The 15,724-nt window shown below is 50.3% G+C and carries 17 protein-coding genes; 9 read left to right on the forward strand and 8 right to left on the reverse strand.

Going from position 1 to position 15,724, the window contains the following annotated elements:
- From Q7V06_RS02885 to Q7V06_RS02895, 3 genes are all read left to right on the forward strand, one after another.
- Positions 1 to 134 (forward strand): hypothetical protein (locus Q7V06_RS02885; protein ID WP_304837847.1); only part of this gene is annotated, 134 nt, incomplete at its 5' end.
- Positions 124 to 2,610 carry a DNA gyrase subunit A gene (gene gyrA, locus Q7V06_RS02890; protein WP_304837797.1) on the forward strand — a complete coding sequence of 829 codons (2,487 nt, stop codon included), beginning with the start codon at positions 124 to 126 and terminating at the stop codon, positions 2,608 to 2,610. The genes Q7V06_RS02885 and gyrA, both read left to right, overlap by 11 nt.
- A 27-nt stretch (positions 2,611 to 2,637) precedes the next feature.
- A complete protein-coding gene (locus Q7V06_RS02895; RefSeq protein ID WP_304837800.1) occupies positions 2,638 to 3,051 on the forward strand; it encodes a secondary thiamine-phosphate synthase enzyme YjbQ in 414 nt (137 codons plus the stop codon).
- Here Q7V06_RS02895 and Q7V06_RS02900 read toward each other — a convergent pair.
- Positions 3,048 to 3,311, reverse strand: coding sequence for a UPF0147 family protein (locus tag Q7V06_RS02900; protein WP_304837803.1), 264 nt, complete (start codon positions 3,309 to 3,311; stop codon positions 3,048 to 3,050). The genes Q7V06_RS02895 and Q7V06_RS02900 overlap by 4 nt on opposite strands.
- A gap of 128 nt (positions 3,312 to 3,439) precedes the next feature.
- Here Q7V06_RS02900 and Q7V06_RS02905 point away from each other — a divergent pair, with 128 nt between their 5' ends.
- The gene (locus Q7V06_RS02905) at positions 3,440 to 3,784 is read left to right on the forward strand and encodes an autoantigen p27 domain-containing protein (protein ID WP_304837806.1); all 345 of its coding nucleotides are present in this window, start codon (positions 3,440 to 3,442) and stop codon (positions 3,782 to 3,784) included.
- On the opposite strand, the gene Q7V06_RS02910 is transcribed toward Q7V06_RS02905, so the two are convergent.
- On the reverse strand, positions 3,741 to 5,375 hold the full coding sequence (locus Q7V06_RS02910) for a helicase-related protein (protein ID WP_304837809.1): 1,635 nt from the start codon (positions 5,373 to 5,375) through the stop codon (positions 3,741 to 3,743). The two genes, Q7V06_RS02905 and Q7V06_RS02910, sit on opposite strands and share 44 nt — an antisense overlap.
- Positions 5,376 to 5,377: 2 nt before the next feature.
- Positions 5,378 to 7,093, reverse strand: a complete 1,716-nt coding sequence (gene glyS / locus Q7V06_RS02915) for a glycine--tRNA ligase (protein ID WP_304837812.1) — start codon at positions 7,091 to 7,093, stop codon at positions 5,378 to 5,380.
- 133 nt (positions 7,094 to 7,226) lie between these two features.
- Here glyS and Q7V06_RS02920 point away from each other — a divergent pair, with 133 nt between their 5' ends.
- From Q7V06_RS02920 to Q7V06_RS02930, 3 genes are read left to right on the forward strand one after another with little or no spacing between them, the layout of a single operon-like run.
- Positions 7,227 to 7,835 (forward strand): response regulator receiver protein, encoded by a 609-nt coding sequence (locus Q7V06_RS02920; protein WP_304837815.1) that lies wholly within the window; start codon positions 7,227 to 7,229, stop codon positions 7,833 to 7,835.
- A gap of 31 nt (positions 7,836 to 7,866) precedes the next feature.
- Positions 7,867 to 8,544 (forward strand): metal-dependent hydrolase, encoded by a 678-nt coding sequence (locus tag Q7V06_RS02925; protein ID WP_304837818.1) that lies wholly within the window; start codon positions 7,867 to 7,869, stop codon positions 8,542 to 8,544.
- A 17-nt stretch (positions 8,545 to 8,561) separates the two neighbouring features.
- Positions 8,562 to 9,014, forward strand: a complete 453-nt coding sequence (locus Q7V06_RS02930) for a hypothetical protein (RefSeq protein ID WP_304837821.1) — start codon at positions 8,562 to 8,564, stop codon at positions 9,012 to 9,014.
- On the opposite strand, the gene Q7V06_RS02935 is transcribed toward Q7V06_RS02930, so the two are convergent.
- Genes Q7V06_RS02935 through cooS form a run of 3 tightly spaced genes read right to left on the reverse strand, consistent with a single transcriptional unit; the run spans position 9,011 to position 11,485 of the window.
- Positions 9,011 to 9,277: an NAC family transcription factor gene (locus Q7V06_RS02935; RefSeq protein WP_304837824.1), complete on the reverse strand. Its 267-nt coding sequence runs from the start codon at positions 9,275 to 9,277 to the stop codon at positions 9,011 to 9,013. The genes Q7V06_RS02930 and Q7V06_RS02935 overlap by 4 nt on opposite strands.
- A 4-nt stretch (positions 9,278 to 9,281) precedes the next feature.
- Positions 9,282 to 9,605 (reverse strand): cupin domain-containing protein, encoded by a 324-nt coding sequence (locus Q7V06_RS02940; protein WP_304837827.1) that lies wholly within the window; start codon positions 9,603 to 9,605, stop codon positions 9,282 to 9,284.
- The gene (gene cooS / locus Q7V06_RS02945; RefSeq protein WP_304837831.1) at positions 9,602 to 11,485 is read right to left on the reverse strand and encodes an anaerobic carbon-monoxide dehydrogenase catalytic subunit; all 1,884 of its coding nucleotides are present in this window, start codon (positions 11,483 to 11,485) and stop codon (positions 9,602 to 9,604) included. Before cooS ends, Q7V06_RS02940 begins: the two co-directional genes overlap by 4 nt.
- Before the next feature lie 110 nt (positions 11,486 to 11,595).
- Here cooS and Q7V06_RS02950 point away from each other — a divergent pair, with 110 nt between their 5' ends.
- Entirely contained in the window at positions 11,596 to 12,447 is an 852-nt protein-coding gene (locus Q7V06_RS02950) for a class I SAM-dependent methyltransferase (protein WP_304837834.1), read from the forward strand.
- Between the two features lie 55 nt (positions 12,448 to 12,502).
- Here the strand turns inward: Q7V06_RS02950 and Q7V06_RS02955 are convergent, their stop codons facing one another.
- Both Q7V06_RS02955 and Q7V06_RS02960 read right to left on the reverse strand, forming a co-directional pair.
- Positions 12,503 to 13,801, reverse strand: coding sequence for an ATP-binding protein (locus Q7V06_RS02955; protein ID WP_304837836.1), 1,299 nt, complete (start codon positions 13,799 to 13,801; stop codon positions 12,503 to 12,505).
- 127 nt (positions 13,802 to 13,928) lie between these two features.
- Positions 13,929 to 14,522 (reverse strand): acyltransferase, encoded by a 594-nt coding sequence (locus tag Q7V06_RS02960; protein ID WP_304837840.1) that lies wholly within the window; start codon positions 14,520 to 14,522, stop codon positions 13,929 to 13,931.
- 148 nt (positions 14,523 to 14,670) lie between these two features.
- Between Q7V06_RS02960 and Q7V06_RS02965 the strand changes: the two genes are divergently transcribed.
- Positions 14,671 to 15,724 (forward strand): ATP-binding protein (locus Q7V06_RS02965; RefSeq protein ID WP_304837844.1); only part of this gene is annotated, 1,054 nt, incomplete at its 3' end.

Below are 15,724 nucleotides of genomic sequence, written 5' to 3' on the forward strand. Positions count from 1 at the left end.
TACTGAAGCAGGTTCGGATCGAAGATGCGATCCATGCAAACGATATCTTTGAGAAGCTGATGGGTGAGAATGTTTCTGCCAGAAAAGATTTCATCAAACGACATGCAGGGGAGGTGAAGAACCTTGACATCTGAAGAGTCAGTTGCACCGGCTGCACGAGTGATCAAGGTTGCGATCGAAGATGAGATGAAGAAGAGCTACATCGATTATGCGATGAGCGTCATCATCGGACGTGCCATCCCCGATATCCGTGACGGGTTAAAACCGGTTCACAGACGAACACTCTATGCGATGTGGGGGTCAGGGAACACCTCTGACAAACCATTCAGAAAATCCGTCAAAGCGGTCGCCGCAACGATGGAGAATTACCATCCCCATGGCGACTCTGCCATCTACGACACCCTCGTCAAGATGGCTCAGCCGTTCTCATACCGGTACATGCTGGTTGAGGGGCAGGGGAACTTCGGATCGATTGATGGCGATTCTGCTGCTGCAATGCGATACACCGAGGCCCGCCTCACAAAGGTGGCAGAGGCGCTCCTGATCGATATCGAGAAGGATACGGTTAATTTCATACCGAACTTTGATGGGTCTACAAAGGAGCCCTCGGTCCTCCCTGCGAAAATTCCAAACCTCCTTGTGAATGGAACGAGCGGTATTGCTGTTGGGATGGCAACGAATATGCCGCCACACAACCTCGGGGAGGTCTGTACACTCCTTGAACGGTTCATTGAGACGCCTGATCTCTCGATTCAGGATATCCTCTCGATTATGCCAGGACCTGACTTCCCAACAGGAGGGCAGATTATGGGATCTGAGGGCATCATGAATGCCTATACCACCGGGTATGGGCGTATCATTGTTCGTGGGGTTGCCGAGGTTGAGACCGGCAAACGTGATACTGAAAAGATCATCATCTCCGAGATCCCCTATCAGGTCAATAAGGCCCGGATGATCGAGAATATCGCAGAACTCGTTCGGGAGAAGAAGATCGAAGGGATAAGCGACCTCCGTGACGAGTCTGATAAAGATGGTATCCGGGTCGTCATCGAACTGAAGAAGGGGATCAATGCACAGGTGGTCTTAAATCTCCTGTACAAACATACCCAGCTTCAGACTACCTTCGGCGTGATCAACCTCTCGATCGTTGACGGGCAGCCGAAGGTGCTTCCGGTCACCGATATCCTCCGTCATTTCCTCGCTCACAGGGTAGAAGTTGTACGGAGGCGGACAGAGTTTGAGTTGCAGAAAGCCCGTGATCGCTTCCATATCCTCCTTGGACTCTTAATCGCCCTCGATCGGATCGACGAAGTGATCGCAGCCATCAGGGCGTCACCATCTGCCGAAGAGGCGGGTGTAGCCTTAATTGACCGTTTTGGTCTGGATATGGTTCAGGCGGATGCTATCCTGAAGATGCAGCTCCGGAGACTTGCAGCACTTGAACATCAGAAGATCCTTGATGAAAAGACTGCTCTTGAGGAAGAGATTACACGTCTTATGGAGCTCCTCTCAAGTGAAGCCAACATTCTTTCTGTTATAAAGGTGGAGACGAGTGAGATCCGGGAGAAGTTCTCTGATCCCAGACGAACCGAGATTGCCCTGGGTGCTGATTTCCTTGGTAAAGAAGCTCTAATTGAGGAAAAACAGGTCTTCCTCGCACTCACCGAGCAGAATTATATCAAACGGATGCCGCTTGATACCTATCGGCAGCAGCGCAGGGGCGGACGCGGGATCATCGGCATGTCGACGAAGGAAGAGGACTGTATCGGATCGGTCTTTGTTGCTTCAACCCATGATTACCTCCTCTGCTTCTCAGATAAAGGCAAGGCGTACTGGCTGAAGGTCTATGACATCCCTGAAGGGTCACGGACCTCCCGTGGGAAGGCCATCGTTAACCTCCTTAACATCAATGATGAATCGATCCAGGCGGTCATACCGGTTGCGAACTTCAGGAGTGATCACTTCCTCTTCTTTGCAACGAGGAATGGAACGGTTGTAAAGATCGGCCTCGATCAGTTCTCTCATCCACGGCAGACCGGCATTAATGCCATCAAACTCAGGGATGGAGATGAACTCGTTGATGTGAAATGCACTGATGGAGCCTGCGAACTTGTACTGACGACCCGTCATGGACAGAGCCTCAGGTTCCATGAAGAGACGGTCAGGGCTGTCGGCAGGGGTGCAATGGGTGTCAGGGGTATCTCGCTTCGGCATGGAGATAATCTTCAGGCGGTCACTGTAATCAATTTTGATCATCTTCTGACGATCACCGAGAACGGCTATGGCAAAAGGACTGAATTTGAAGAGTTCCGTGGCCATGGCAGGGGAACACTCGGTGTTCGGAATATTGTCACCGATGTCAGATCCGGGATGGTCGTCGCCTCCCGGGCAATCTCTGATACCGATGAGATCATCGTCATGACGGCATCAGGCATAGTCATAAGAACAAGAGTTGACGAGATTGCGATCCAGAAAAGGAGTACCCGTGGTGTTCGGATCATCAGGCTTGACGATGGTGATCGAGTGACCGGGTTTGCGATCGTCACTGCAGAGATGCAGACTCCTCTTGATGAGGATGATCAGAAAGAAGAGGACGATCAAAAAGAATAGGTTCTCCTGAGGGTACACCCCTCTCTAATGTATCAGACGACACTGCATCTGAAGACCTCTGGTGAAGGGGATGTGATAGATATCACCCCTTTCGTCTCTGAGGCTGTTTTAAAGAGTGGAATTGTAACCGGACTTGTTCATCTTTTTGTCCCGGGATCAACCGCTGCGCTCACAACAATAGAGTATGAGCCGGGAGCAGTAGCAGATCTTGGGGATGCACTCTCGCGTATCGCTCCTGAAGAGGCTGCGTATGCACATGACAAACGGTGGGGAGATGGAAATGGCCGATCCCATGTCAGGGCGGCCCTCATCGGTCCGTCAATTACTATTCCTGTTGCGGAAAAGAGACTTATCCTTGGGAGATGGCAACAGGTAATACTGTGTGAGCTGGATATCCGCTCCACACGGGAGCGGAGTGTCATTCTTACGATTGCCCCTTAATCGAGTGGTACTGACTCAAGTTGTGATACGAGCTCCCAGATCCGTGTTCGTGCATGCACCGGCATGTTCGGGTCACTGCTGACCTCGTCGATCTTTGAGATCGCTGTTGCCGCACGAAGACCTGGTGTGTTCTTCTCATCCAGAAGAATATTCATGGTCTCGTCTGCGATACGCCTGATATTCCTTGGAATCGTGTTATCATCCTTCATCATCTGTAGAATCTGTACACAATTCCGTATTGTATTGTCTGTTTCTGCCACGTGAAACCCTCCATCTTGCTCTTTAGTATTCTTCTCGTGGGTTTATATAGTTTCACGAGTTTGATAGTGATCTCTTTATCTCTTCATTACCCATGGTATCTGGTACTATGAGAGAAATGGATGTAATAATGGCTGAATATCTTCTGAAAGGAGGTAAAATGCTTGCAAAGACCTGTCCGGTCTGCCATGCACCGCTCTTTGAATATAAGGGTGAACGGTTCTGTGTGGTATGTGCTGAGGACGCATCGCAGCAGGGTGAACCCGTTCCTGTTGCGGTGGTCACACCTGAAAAAACGGTAGATATGCCCCAGAAATCCTCTGCAACACCATCAAATCCTGAGAATTCGATTATGGATGCGATCACAATCCTCTGCCGGCGTATGGTTGATGAGCCTGATCCGACCCGGTGCCTGATCTATATGCAGACGATCAGAGAGGGGGCTCATTCGATCCAGATACTTCGTCAGGGGTAGTAGCGCTTTCATCAGCAGGGGTGAAGCTCTCGATGACTGACTGTATCTCATCCCTGTCAGATCGATTCTGGAGGCGTCTGACGCCGCTTGCCATCGCCTTCTCCTTCCGGGAGCTTACATAGCGGAATGTTTCATCTGATGTGCCTTTGGTGACGAGGACGATGATGCTCCCTTTACCACTTCGTCCTGTTCTCCCTTTCCGCTGGATACTGCGGATCTCAGATGGGACTGCTTCATAAAAAATGACGAGATCGGTCGCAGGTATGTCAAGCCCCTCTTCTCCGACGGAGGTAGCAACAAGAACAGGGTATTCTCCCCCCCGGAATCTCTGGATCGCTTCGATCTGCTTCTTCTGTGAGAGCCCCTTATCTTTCTGCTTTGATGCCTGACCAACAAACCTGCAGCCGGTTATCCCCTCTTCAGAGAGGAATTGTACAAGCATCGAGACAGAGTCGCGGTAACTTGCAAAGACGATGATTTTGCTCTCCGGGACATTGATGAGCTGATCTCTGATGATCGAGGCGACGATGCCTGCTTTTGGGTGGATCTCTCCTGAAAGACCTGATACGATCCTCATCACTTCGGAGAAGCGGTAGTCCTTCACCATCCTCTGGCTTGCTTTGCTTCCCTTCTTTGAACGGCCTTCGGAATCGAGCTTTTGTAGGTAAGAACTGAGTGCGATTGATCCCTGTGATTCAGCGAGGATGACTGCATGCCGGAGTTTCATGATCTCGGCATAGAGGGAGGCGGCCTGGTAGGCGGTTGCATCGCCTGCTGCTATCCGTTCCTGGATCGTTGTATTGAGATCTGATAGGGCTTTCATCGAGAGTCCCTCCCGCTTTGGGAGAGAATACCCGAGTCCTGCCAGAGCACCGATCCTGCTGTCGATCATCCCTTCGATGATCTGGACGATACGTTTTAGCGGAACCGGCAGCTCAACCTGGATGAATTCCACTGTACGTTCATGGATATAGGGGAGGACATCCGGATCGGTCTCATCACGGGTTTCGACATTCGTGATGCCGAGGTGGGTGCAGACCTCAGAGACCCGTGATGCCTGACTTCCCGGAGAGGCGGTCATCCCGAGTATCAGAGGTTTTTTTGCTGTCCGCATGTACTCTTCGGCAAGATAGGTGTATGCATAGTTGCCAACAGCTCTATGGCATTCATCAACGATTAAGAGGGAAACATCAGAGAGGGAGTACCTGCCATTGATGATATCGTTCTGTATCACCTGTGGTGTTGCACAACAGAATCTGCTCCTCTCAAAGAGATCACTCCTCTTCTTCGGAGGGGTGTTTCCTGTAAAGCTGACACAGTCCCCCTCCTGTTTATCCGGAAGCTCAAGCGTTCGTTCAAAGAATGTCAGATGCTGTTCAACAAGAGGTTTTGTCGGGGCGAGGATGAGCACCCGCCCTCCCGCATTCAGAAGACGTGAGGCCGCAACGAGGAGGGCGACGACAGTCTTTCCAAGGCCTGTCGGGAGCACCACAAGCGTATTCTCTTCAAGCGCCTGCATTGCAATTGCGAGCTGGTACTGCCGTGACTCTACGGTATCCTGTTTGATGAACGGGTGCTGGATCGTCTGCATTCTCAGGCCTTATTGAACTGCATCTCTCCTTTGATTAATTTTCTGATGGTCTCCGGGAGATCCTGTATCGGGAGTCTGATCTGCTGCATGCTGTCGCGTTCCCTGAGCGTGACGGTTCCATCCTCTTTTGAATCATAATCAACGGTGATTGCAAATGGTGTACCGATCTCATCCTGTCTCCGGTATCGCCTTCCTATTGCACCCGAGTCGTCATATTCGGCAAGGATTCCCTCTTTTTTGATTGCATCGGTGATCCCGCGTGCAATCTCTTCTAATCCGTCACGTGTCATCAGTGGGAAGACTGCAACCTTGACCGGTGCAACGATTGGCGGAAGGCGAAGCACAGTCCTGACTTCCCCTTCCACATCATCCTGATAAAACGAATGTTCGAGGACCGCATAACAGAGCCTGTCAATTCCATATGATGGTTCAATGACATGCGGACGCACCTCTTCTCCCCTGACAAGCACCTCTTCATCCCGAAGATCGAAGAGTTCCCTCTCAATGAAAACCTCTTCCTCGTCAAGTATGATGTATGTCCCCCGCTCCCGTGGATGTGAAGCGGCGATCTTCTCTCCAACCTCTTTGGCTCTGGTCTTGAACCTTGGGCCAAGGAGCCCCATCTTCGGCACTATCGTCCTCTTCTGCTCAAGGCGGGGTTCTGGATACTGTATGAAGACGGTCATCTTCTCACCACTCACCTTCGCATGCGCCTCCAGATCATAGTCGGTACGATCAGCAATCCCGACCGCCTCAACCCATCCGAACCGTGATGAGAAGTACTCCGCATCCCAGCAGTCTGCCGCATAATGGGCACGCTCGTCAGGAAGGTGCTGGCGGAACCGGATCTTATCCTTATCAACACCAATTTTCAGCATAAACTCATGGGTGAGGGCGAGGTAGTATGCGACATACTCATTTGCAACAAGCCCGCTTTCAACTGCTTCGGACATCGGTACAACCACCGGATCGAGTCTCCCCTCCTGATGGTCCATGCCCCATAGCGGCATCTCATAGTTGGCATACCGGGCGAAGTTCGGATGGTCTTTCTGATCCGGATGGACGAAGATCTCTGCTTCGGCCTGGGTGAACTCACGGAGCCTGATCATACCCTGTCTTGGTGAGATCTCGTTTCTGTAGGATCGTCCGATCTGGATGGTTCCAAAGGGAAGTGTATCACGGTAGAACCTGAGGAGTCTGCCAAAATCTGTGAAGATCCCCTGTGCGGTTTCGGGACGGAGGTACCCTTTACGGCTGCCACCGGGTCCGATCGAAGTGTTGAACATCAGGTTAAAGTCAAAGACCTCAACCTCTCCAAGAGGTTTCTTACAGGAGATGCAGTTCTGATCCGTTAATGCTCTCATCAATCCATGTTTGCTGAGTGATGAAGCGTTGCGGATACTATACTCCTCTGCAACATGGTCTGCACGGAAGAACTCATTGCAGTGAGGACACTGGAACATCTTATCTGAAAAGCCTTTGATGTGACCTGATGCAATATAGATCGGTTCTATCCCGATCGTCGGGCATTCAATCTCGTAATACCCTTCTCTCACAACATAGAAGTCACGCCAGATATCTTCGATCCGACGTTTCATCATCGCGCCAAGAGGGCCATAATCGATAAAACCTGCAACAGACCCGTAGATCTCCCCTGACGGCCAGACAAAACCCCTGCGCCGTGAGAGATCGATCACCTTCTCATATACATCCACCATTGGAATCACGATTCTTCCTCACCTATTGGATGGCGAAGTATTTTATATGATTGTGGTAATGGCAGTCTTGAGAAACTATTTATGGTAAGAGCCCGATGAGATGTGAAGATTGGAATAATCAGGTCGATATACAATGGCTACCAGTACGAAACAAAAAGATCTTCTCAAGCTCTTCGCCGATATAACCAATAAAACGAAGATCGTCGAGCCGATGAAGAAGATCCACGGGACCTTACGCGATCAGGATGCTGTCGAGCGGGAGATTGCTCTAATCATGAGAGAGATACTTGATAGGGGGTATTTTAAAACCAAACTCGAACCTATCCAGCTCGCGCGTCTGATCTCCCTCTATCATGTGGGCAAAAATGATACTGAGATTGCCAGAAGTCTGGGTGATGAGAAACTCTCAAAGACGGTTGCCCGAGCCCGTGTACGGCTCAAGCTCTTTCGGGATCTTGACTTCAAGATGCCGTTTGATCCAGCAAATCTTGATGATCTGATTGCACAGGATCTCACAATGAAGGATATCTCAGAACGCCTTGGGATAAGCCCCTCCACATTAAGGGAGTACAGGCATGTCCTTGATGAACAGAAAGACACCACACTGGATCCCTACCTCGAACGCATCCGTGATGTGATGGAGGATCGTGACCTGAGCGAACAGATGACGCTTGGTGTCACCCGCGACAGTCTTGGTGATTCGATTGATATCAGTGAAGCTGAGATGATCGATCTCAGCTAGCTTTTTTTATTCTCTCCCCAGATATCATCATATGTATCTGACATATCCTGGGCATTCCTGCATCTTACTCGAGGGATCCCGACGGATTCTCATTGATCCTTTCATCCCTTCCGGGGAACTCCCGCCAGATGCTGATCTTATCTGTGTGACGCATGCCCATGCAGATCATCTTGGAGAGACTGTTACACTGAAAAAGCCGACAGTCGCCCCGAATGAACTTGCAAAGTACCTTATTGCAAAAGGAGTTCCCGCCGAAGCGCTGAACATCGGTGGCGGGATTACAGTTGATGGTATTCATATTGTTATGACTCAGGCGATACATTCCTCGTGGCTTGAGGATGCCGGAGGCGGCTATTATGGAGGGTCGGCTTCAGGATATGTCATCAGAATGGACGGTATTACGGTCTATCATGCAGGTGATACCGCTCTCTTCTCGGATATGAAGCTCATAGGTGATCTGTACCATCCTGATGTTGCCCTGCTGCCGATTGGGGGGCGGTTCACGATGGGGCCGGATGAGGCGATGATCGCTGCATCGTACATCGGCGCCCCCCTTGTCATCCCGATCCATTATAATACCTGGGAAAAGATTGAGCAGGACCCGATCCGGTTCAAAAATGCGATTGAGAAGACGACAGATATGAAGGTGGCCGTTCTTGCACCCGGAGATCGAATTGATCTCTCAGATACGAAGGGTATTACGATCTGATGGCTTACCTTAATCATATGAAGTGGCATCTCTTCCTTATTTCCCTCCTCCTTATCCTCACCGCAGGCTGTGTCGGTGATGCAGGGGAGTCACAGACAATCACCTCATATGAAGGGACATGGGTGCATGAATCAGGATATCCGGTCTTCTTCTTCCAGTTCAATCATGATGGTACAGCGTATGTCTGGTTTATGGCTCTTGATGACCCCAGGCAACCCGGTCATCCTGTCATGGTCATCGGCAGCTGGCAGAGATCAGATAATAAACTTGATGTGACCTATAAAGCTCCGCTCTCTGATGAGATCCGGAACCTGCATCTCGTCTCTGAGAAGGATCATCTCCTGCTCTCCGGAGCTTCAAAAGAGGATGGAGAAGTCATTGAGATCGAAGATCTGACTGGCATCCGTTTCGTTCGAGGGGAGTCATATTCGACCCCCCTGATGGAATACCAATCCATTCATCTCGTTTAGGGAGCCCGGCGGTACTCTGCAAGGAGTGCCTCCCGGTATGCCTCCTTCTTCTTTGTCGGGATATAGTTGAACTGGCTCACCCTGAGCATCAGTTCATCACCGATTTTTATAGAGTCTGTTATTGTGAGCTTTTGTACCTCCTCAATGATCCATTCGAGTTTATCGATCCCGGTCTCCTTCCCATCGACCATAATCCGCTTGATCAGGATCTTATCCGGGGGGGTTCCGCCACAGACGGTGCAATACTCTCCTTCGTCTGGCATCTGATCACTCCCTGATCATGGTGAGCATCATCTTGAATCGGGTTATCGCCGAGAGTGCATGAGGGGCGTTTGCCGGGAAGATGATGGTGTCGCCTGTTTTCATCAGAAAGGTCTTTCCTTCCAGCCAGACTTCACATTCGCCGTCAAGGATGGTAACGAGGGCGTCAAAGGGTGCCGTATGTTCCGAGAGCCCTTCGTCTTCGTCAAATGAGAAGATGGTGATGTTGCCACGCGGCTGTTTGATCACCATTCTGCTTGCAACTGTTCCGTCCTGATACTCGACGAGTTCGTCCAGGCGAATTACTTTTCCTTTGAGATCATCACTCATATACCTAGTTCCTTCCTTTTTTCCTCTATATGTGCGGCGATCCCATCTACTGCCAGCACAGCGTCCGGCTCGACTGAAAGGATGCCTCCGGTTATTCCTTTGAGGTCTTCAGTTAAGAGCTTCACGAGGTTTGGTGCACCCGTGACAGTTGGGATCGGGTTCACATACGTATAGAGACCAAATGCAAGGGCGAAGATCGCATCGATCGTTGCCTTCTGCTCCATGTATTCAGGCGCCGCAGCTGCAACCGGGAGTGAGGTGACCGGTACACCAAGGGCATCAGCAATGGCTTTGATCAGATCCGCACATCTTCCGGTATCTGTACAGGTTCCAAACGAGAGAACCGGTGGAACTCCAAGTGAGGTGCAGAGTTTCTTCAGGCCCGGTCCTGCAAGCTCCTTAGCTTCAGGTGAGGCAAGTCCTGCGACCTGTAGGGCTGCGCATCCGCATCCCATTGAGAGGACGAGGATATCACGCTTGATCAGTTCACGTGCCACAGCGACAGTATGTACATCCTGACCATGATCTCTGAGTGTTGTACAGGAGACAAGGCCGCAGACTCCACGAATTGTTCCGTCTTTGATGACGTCGAGGAGCGGGTCAAGCGATCCACCGAGTGCTTCGAGGATACTTTCGGGTGAAAATCCCGCAATCGCAGTCCGTTTTGGCAGGCCTTTTATTGGAGTGACGGAACTCTTTCTTTTCCGGTAGTTCTCTATACCCATCCGGATGAGCTTCTCTGCCTGGGCATCTGCAGTTGCCGGGTTATAGTCCTCCCGATCAGTCTCTCCTTCGAAGGCGACGAGCTGGCTCACCGGTACCAGTTTGAAACAGTATTTTTCTGCATAGAGGGGGTCCATCGGGAGTGAGCAGTTCATATCAGCAACGAAGACATCAACAGCACCTGTTGCAAGGACCGCCTCCTGCATGATCCAGTTTCCCGTAAAACCGGTGAAGACATCATCCATCTTCCACCGCTGAATCATCTCCTGGCCTGTCTCGATATTTGCGATGACGCGGATGCCTTTTGCACCTGCAGCTTCAGCTTCCTTCCGGAGGTCAGCCCTTCGTGCAACCTCTATCAGTGCAAATCCAAGGAAGGGTTCATGGCCGTTTGGAAGGATGTTGACATAATCGGAATCGAGGACACCGAGGTCCACCTGCACCTCATGGGGCCTTGGGATTCCAAAGAGGATATCCTGCAGGGATTCAAGGACTATCTGGCTCTCGTAGGCCATAGCAATTCCAAGACGCATCGCTTTTTTGGCAAGTGAGACATAGTAGCCGTCTACACTGGTCAGCGATGATCCGGTAGAAAGTACCATCTCGCCGTAGATGCCACCCGGGAAGATCCCAATCTCCCGCCAGACCTTTTTGCGTTCATCTGGTGCGAGGAGTTCGACTATCCTGCTCTCTTCGTGAGACCTGCGATGGAAGTCTTCCTGCAGAAAATCACAGAGAGTTTTTACGTCTGCTTTGATTCCGAGGCGGGCGGAGAAGGCGGCGAGCTTCTGTGGTTCAGTGATTCTAAATGGTCCTTTGCCTGCTGCTGCCTCTCTGAGAGTCCGAATCGTCTCTTCACAGTGGTAGTGATAGGTCGATGCACCCATCACGTTTCGAAGGAGCATCATTCGCATCGCCATTCCGTCTGCCGATATGCCGCAGACGCCGCGTTTGTCAGATGCAGCATCTGCACGGCAGGGGCCGTTTGAACAGAAGTCACACCTGACTCCGCCCATGCAGAACTTGCATCTGACATCAGGGTTTGAACCGAGCCCCTGGGCCTCGTACCTATCCCAGACATTTGACATGCCGTCTGCCTTCAGCCGTTCATAGACCTTCTTCACAGACTCATGATAGGATATTCGTGTTGCATCCATCTCTCTTCACCAATGATGGAGTATATCTCAGATAGTATAATTGTTCTGCCATGATCAGATGGGGTAGCATAACCGAGCATTTCTTTACTCCATACGGAGAGGGGATACCTATGCAATCGATCATCAACTGGAACGAACTCTGGAAGGCGATCCATGTCAGTTCCCGCCCCCGTGTCGAGAAGGACCGGGATCCGGGCTCGATCTGGAATAAGAAGGCACATGCATACAACCGGATTACCCGTGATGAGAAGGAGTCGACGAAACAGGAGATGGCACTCCTTGATCTCCGCCCGACAGATACTGTTCTTGATATGGGTGCGGGGACTGGGAGGCTTGCGGTGCCGATTGCAGGTATGGTCTCTCATGTGACGGCTCTTGATTCGTCTGAGGGGATGCTTGGCCATCTGAGGGATCGGATGGAAGCAGAGGGGAGGGCGAACTACACCTGTGTGGTGAAGCGGTGGGAGGATGTAGAAGTCGGGGTGGATATCCCGGTGCATGATGTTGTGATCGCCGCATTCTCCCTCGGCTTTTATGATGTCGGGTCGGCACTTTTAAAGCTGGATGCGGCTGCAAAAAGGTCGGTTCATCTCTTCTGGCATATGGGTGAATGGCGGGAGCCTCAGGAGATGGCACTCTATACCGCAGTTCATGGGGAGGAGGCAACCCGGCAGGTCGGATACCCGGATGCACTTTTTCTGGTGAATATCCTGCATGATTATGGGATCTATGCCGATATCAGGATCTATCGGGCCCTCTGGGAGACGGTGTACGATTCCCCTGAGGAGGCGGCGAAACACTGGATCACGATGCATGCGCCGGATTTTCCTGATCTTGATCTGGTTACCAGGCATTTCAAAGAGCGGCTTGAAAAGGATGATGAAGGGAAGTTCCATGAGAGGTCGGTCAGGAGGACGGCGATGGTGTCGTGGAGGAAGGGGGAGGAGGTAGGAGGAAGATAGAGCTGTATCTTCCGGGCGTCCTCCATACCACGAATGTTTTTTTTTTCAGGTTCCATCAATCGCTGATACAGTGGACTGCATAGAGCGGAACTGATCTGATCTCATTATCCAGTCCAAAATTTTTTGAAGATATCCTGATTGCATATTCAGGATGATAGTATTCTGTGAATTGTGTGAGACTTTTTGAGCGGACGTTTCCTGAAGATTTCACTTCAATTGGGATGATATTGCCAGCTCTGCTCTGAATAACAAAATCGACCTCTGCACTCCCCTTCGATTCCCAGTAATAGGGGGTATATCCGGCGACACGGAGTGCGAAGCAGACATAGTTTTCTGTCAGGATCCCTTTGATGGTATCCAGTTGTTTACTATTCTGCAGAATAAGATGTGCGGGTACGCTGAAATGAGCGCAAAGGAGACCGGTATCCGTCATATAGATCTTAAAAAACGATGGATCATGATGAACCGTTAATGGCAGTACAGCTTCATTGACTTTATTGCAGATGATAATTATCCCTGATTCTTTCAGCCAGTTGAGCGATGATTCATAGGCATTCGCACGTGCCCCGGATTTGATGACACGGTATTGGAATTTTTTATTGGGTTTTGCAAGCTGGGCGGGTATGCTCCGAAATACCTCCATAATTCGTGCAGTCTCTCCAGGAGCTGCGTATTTTGCCATATCTGCGATATAGGCATCACTGATATTTTTCTGAACAGAGTGAAGGTGGTCCGGGTCCTCCCGCTCTCTGTATTCAAGTACAGCACCCGGCATCCCTCCAACCACAAGGTAGAGCCGGAAGAGATCGAGAGCTGTTTCATGCAGTGACATTCTGGTATTGGAATTGTATGACTCTCTGATCAGATCCGCAAGTTCGCTCCTTCCATTTGCCCACAAGAACTCTTCAAAATCGAGCGGGTAGAGGGATATCATCTCGACCTTCCCAACGGGAAATGAGTAATGCTCCCGGTTCAGGGCAACTCCAAGGAGGCTTCCTGCGGCGATAATGTGATAATCGATCTGATCTTCGCAGAAATATTTCAGGGATGTCAGTGCCCGCTCGCATACCTGGATTTCATCAAAGAAGAGGAGCGTATCAGAAGGAAGTATCGTCTGTCCGTATAATGCGGAGAGTTCCTTAACAATTCTGTCAGGATTCAAATCACGGGCAAAGATGTTTGCTGCCTCTCTATTTGCCTCGAAATTTACATAGATTACATTCGCGTAGTGTGTTTTTCCAAAATCAAGTACTGAGTATGTCTTTCCAACCTGCCTTGCACCATACAGGAGAAGGGGTTTACGATTCGGGTCATCTTTCCATTGTTGGAATCTGACCGATATTTTTCGCTCCATAAATTCTTCTCTTCACTTCTAACATGATAAAAGTGTTGCCTGAGTACACTTTTTGGATGGAAAAAGTGTCAAAGAAGTACACTTTTTCGAAGATAGGCCATATTGTATTCCCTAAATGTGAGTAATATCACCTCTTCATCTCCTCGGGAAGCGGCCTTATCCGTGCCGGAGATCCGACTGCCATCATCCCTGCCGGTACATCGTGGGTAACCACTGATCCTGCTGCAACGGCCGCCCCCCGTCCGATGCTGACGCCGGGAAGGATGACGGCGGCCGCCCCGATTGCGGCATAATCCCCGATGACCGGCCCTTCGAGCCGGGGTTTTCCTGATGGCGGGTAGCGGTCGTTTGTGAGGGTGACATGCGGGCCGATAAAGACGTGATCCCCGATTATGGTGTTTGTGGGGATGAATGCCATGCTCTGGATACTGACATTGGAGCCTATGGTGCAGTTCCCCTCAATGATCGTGCCGGTGCCGATGGATGTCTCATTTCCGATCATCGTTTTTTCGCGGATCAGGACGTTATGGCCGGTGTTGCAGCGGTCTCCGAGGGTGACGTCCGCATAGAGGATGGAGCCGGACCGAAGGGTGACGTTATCTCCGAGGATTGTTCCCGGATGGTCGGTTCTGCCGATGTACTCACGGGAGGGGAAGCCGATGGTGACCGGGTCAAAGACAGTGAGGGATTTGCCGATGGTATTGATGCCGTATTCGATCATCTGAAAGAGAGATGAGCGGTGATCAGAGAAAAAGGGAGGGGTTTTGGGTCATATACATCTCAAACTGAAGGGAGGTTTTCTGGTGATTGAGAAAAAGTATATATTACTAATATGCAAAATAGATGTAAAATCAATATTGGTAATATGTATGTTAACCGATCGCACCCTTGAAGAGATCATCCTCGATCAGCGTGAGGTATTCATCGCAAAGGATCCCGGTGTGAAGAGATCCATCGAGTATGACAGGTATATGCGGCACGATCAGATCGTCATCATCTCGGGGGTGAGGCGATGTGGAAAATCGACGCTCCTGCGCCAGTTTGTGAACCACTATGATTCATATTATTATATGAATTTTGATGATGAGCGATTGATCGAATTTAGCGCTGCAGATTTCTCCCGGCTCATGGTCATCTTCCAGAAGATTGTAAAAGAGTCCCGGACCATCTTTATCGATGAGATCCAGAATATTCCCGGATGGGAGCGGTTTATCAGGCGCATTCATGATGAAGGGTACAAGATCTATCTGACAGGATCTAATGCCCGCCTCCTCTCTTCAGAGCTTGGAACACACCTTACCGGAAGATATGCAAAGATCGAACTCTACCCGTTCTCGTTCTCCGAGTATCTTGCGTTCTGCGGAGTTGAGAATACTCCATTGACATCGAAGGCTAAAGCTGAAATTCTGAGAGCCTTTGATCGCTACCTTGAAGAGGGTGGCTTTCCCGAATTCCTGAAATTCAGCGATCCTGAGTACCTGAAACGGACATATGATGACATCATCTACCGTGATATCATCTCCAGATTTGGTATACGGGAGGTGAAGGGATTCCAGCAGCTTGTGCAGTTTATCTTTTCTAATGCGGGAAAGGAGGCCAGTTATAATTCACTCGCCAAAGCAGTCGGGATCAAGAGTCCGATATCTGTCCGGGCATATATCGGTTATCTGGAAGAGGCATACCTTGTCTTTGAACTCTATCGGTATGACGCATCCCTGAAACGACAGTATGCAGGGCAGAAGAAGCTGTATGTGATAGATAACGGGATGAGAAATACTGTTGCATTCCGGTTTTCACAGGATACCGGCCGCCTGTTAGAGAACCTGATATTCATCGAGCTGAAAAGGAGAGGCAGAGAGTTCTTCTTCTTCAAAGAATCGGGCGAATGTGATTTTATCCTCCGCGAGAGAGATCGCACGACTG

It is taken from the genome of Methanocalculus sp. (assembly GCF_030651615.1).
Taxonomy (GTDB): domain Archaea; phylum Halobacteriota; class Methanomicrobia; order Methanomicrobiales; family Methanocorpusculaceae; genus Methanocalculus.